1 protein-coding gene is annotated in these 2,630 nt (G+C 74.1%); it reads left to right on the top strand.

Annotated elements, in window-relative coordinates; translation table 11 throughout:
• On the top strand, window positions 1-2,630 hold a 2,630-nt coding region (locus VGD70_RS06120; protein ID WP_331078987.1), incomplete at both ends, for a type I polyketide synthase.

Below are 2,630 nucleotides of genomic sequence, written 5' to 3'. Positions count from 1 at the left end.
CGACCCCGACCGGTTCGGCACCACCTACTGTGACCAGGGCGGGTTCCTCCACGACGCCGACCGGTTCGACCCGGGCTTCTTCGGGATCTCACCACGTGAGGCGCTCGCCATGGACCCGCAGCAGCGGCTGCTGCTGGAGACGGCGTGGGAGGCGTTCGAGCGGGCCGGCATCGACCCGGCCGACCTGCGCGGCAGCCTCACCGGGGCGTTCATCGGCGGCAGCGCGGGCGACTACGCGGTGACCGGCGACAGCGGCGAGGGGCACGCCGTCACCGGAACCATCCCGAGCATCCTGTCCGGACGCCTGGCGTACGTGTTCGGCCTGGAAGGGCCCGCGGTCACGGTCGACACGGCGTGCTCGTCCTCGCTCGTCGCGCTGCACCAGGCGGCGCAGTCGCTGCGCACCGGCGAGACGACGCTCGCCCTGGCCGGCGGTGTCACGGTCATGGCGACCCCGGCGGGGTTCATCGCGTTCAGCCGGCAGCGGGCGCTCGCCGCGGACGGCCGGTCCAAGGCGTTCTCCGACGCGGCGGACGGCATGGCACTCGCCGAGGGCGTCGGGCTCCTCGTCCTCGAACGGCTCTCCGACGCCCAGCGCCTCGGGCATCCGGTGCTCGCCGTGCTGCGCGGGTCGGCCATCAACTCCGACGGCGCCTCCAACGGGCTCTCCGCGCCGAACGGCCGGTCCCAGCAGCGGTTGATCCGGCAGGCGCTCGCCAACGCCCGCCTGCGACCGTCCGATGTGGACGCAGTGGAGGCGCACGGCACCGGGACCGCGCTCGGCGACCCGATCGAGGCAGGCGCTCTGCAGGCCGTCTACGGCGCCGACCGCGACCCGGCCGCCCCGCTGTGGCTCGGTTCGGTCAAGTCCAACATCGGCCACAGCCAGTCGGCCGCCGGGGTGGCCAGCGTCATCAAGATGGTGCAGGCCCTGCGGAACGGCACGCTGCCGCCCACCCTGCACGCCGAGGCACCGTCGACCCACGTCGACTGGAGCGCCGGCACCGTCCGCCTGCTCACCAGCCCGGTCGACTGGCCGGCCGGCGACCGGCCGCGCCGGTGCGCGGTGTCGTCGTTCGGCATCAGCGGCACCAACGCCCACGTGCTCCTGGAGGAGGCGCCCGCGCCGATGCCGGACACCGGCAGCGGCCCGGCCGCGGGTGGGCCGCCGGTGTCTGGACTGACGAGCACGGAGAGCCCGCGCGAGGAACGAGCCCGGGATCTCCGCGCGCAGGAGGGAAGACACCGGGAACAGGCCCACTCGCCGGCGAGCGGAGCGAGCCAATCCAACACAGTGCCGTGGGTCCTCTCCGCCCGCACCCCGGCCGCGCTGCGCGCGCTCGCCGGCAACCTGGCCGAGGTCGGCGCGGACCCGGTGGACGTCGGCTTCTCCTTGCTCACCAGCCGGTCGCTGCTGGAGCACCGGGCGGTCGTGCTCGGCGAGCACCGCGCCGGCCTGGCCGCGCTGGCCGAGAACCGCCTGGCCGGGTCGGTGGTCGAGGGCACGGCCGACGTGTCGGGCCGGACGGTGTTCGTGTTCCCCGGGCAGGGGGCGCAGTGGGCCGGCATGGGGGCCCGCCTCCTGGCCGAGTCGCCGTTGTTCGCGGAGCGGATGGCCGAGTGCGCGGCGGCCTTGGCGTCCTGTGTGGACTGGTCGCCGCTCGAGGTGGTGCGTGCCGGGCGTGAGCTGGATCGCGTCGACGTGGTGCAGCCGGTGTCGTGGGCGGTGATGGTGTCGCTCGCGGCCGTCTGGGAGTCCTTCGGCGTGACCGCGGACGCGGTGGTCGGGCACTCGCAGGGAGAGATCGCGGCGGCGGTGGTGTCCGGGGCGTTGTCGCTGGCCGATGGCGCCCGGGTGGTCGCGTTGCGGTCCAGGGCGATCGGGGCGCGGCTGGCCGGCGCGGGTGGGATGGTGTCGGTGGCGTTGCCCGCCGCCGAGGTCGAACCGCTCCTCGGCGCCGAGGTCTCGATCGCCGCGGTGAACTCGCCCCGGTCGACGGTCGTGTCCGGCGATCCCGCGGCCTTGGACGACCTGCTCGCCCGGCTGGCCGCCGAGCACGTGCGGGCTCGCCGAATCCAGGTCGACTACGCGTCGCACTCGGCTCATGTCGAGCTGCTTCGCGAGGATCTCGCAGGCAGCCTGGCCGGGATCGCGCCGCGCGCCGCGGCGGTCCCATTCTACTCCACGCTCACCGGCGAACCGATCGACACGTCCACCATGGACGCCGACTACTGGTTCCGGAACCTCCGTGAACAGGTCCGGTTCCAGACCGCCATCAGCGCCCTGCTCGACACCGACCACCGGGCGTTCCTCGAGATCAGCCCGCACCCCGTGCTGAACCTCGCCGTGCAGGAGATCGCCGAGGAGACCGGAGATCCCGTTGTCGTCACCGGCACCCTGCGGCGCGGCAAGGACTCGCTCGAGCGTGTCCACACCTCGCTCGCCGAGGCGTACGTGCGTGGCGTGCCCGTGGACTGGTCCGGCTGCTTCGCCGGGACCGGCGCGCGCCGGGTCGACCTGCCCACCTATCCGTTCGACCACGACAGCTACTGGCAGACGGCCACCAAGTCCCAGCCGGCAGGTGGTCCGGACACCTCGTGGGCCGCGCTCGACGCGGCCGACCCCGCGA

The organism is Actinophytocola sp., from assembly GCF_036402745.1.
Classification (GTDB): domain Bacteria; phylum Actinomycetota; class Actinomycetes; order Mycobacteriales; family Pseudonocardiaceae; genus Actinophytocola.
This window is presented reverse-complemented; position numbering and strand designations above follow the sequence as displayed.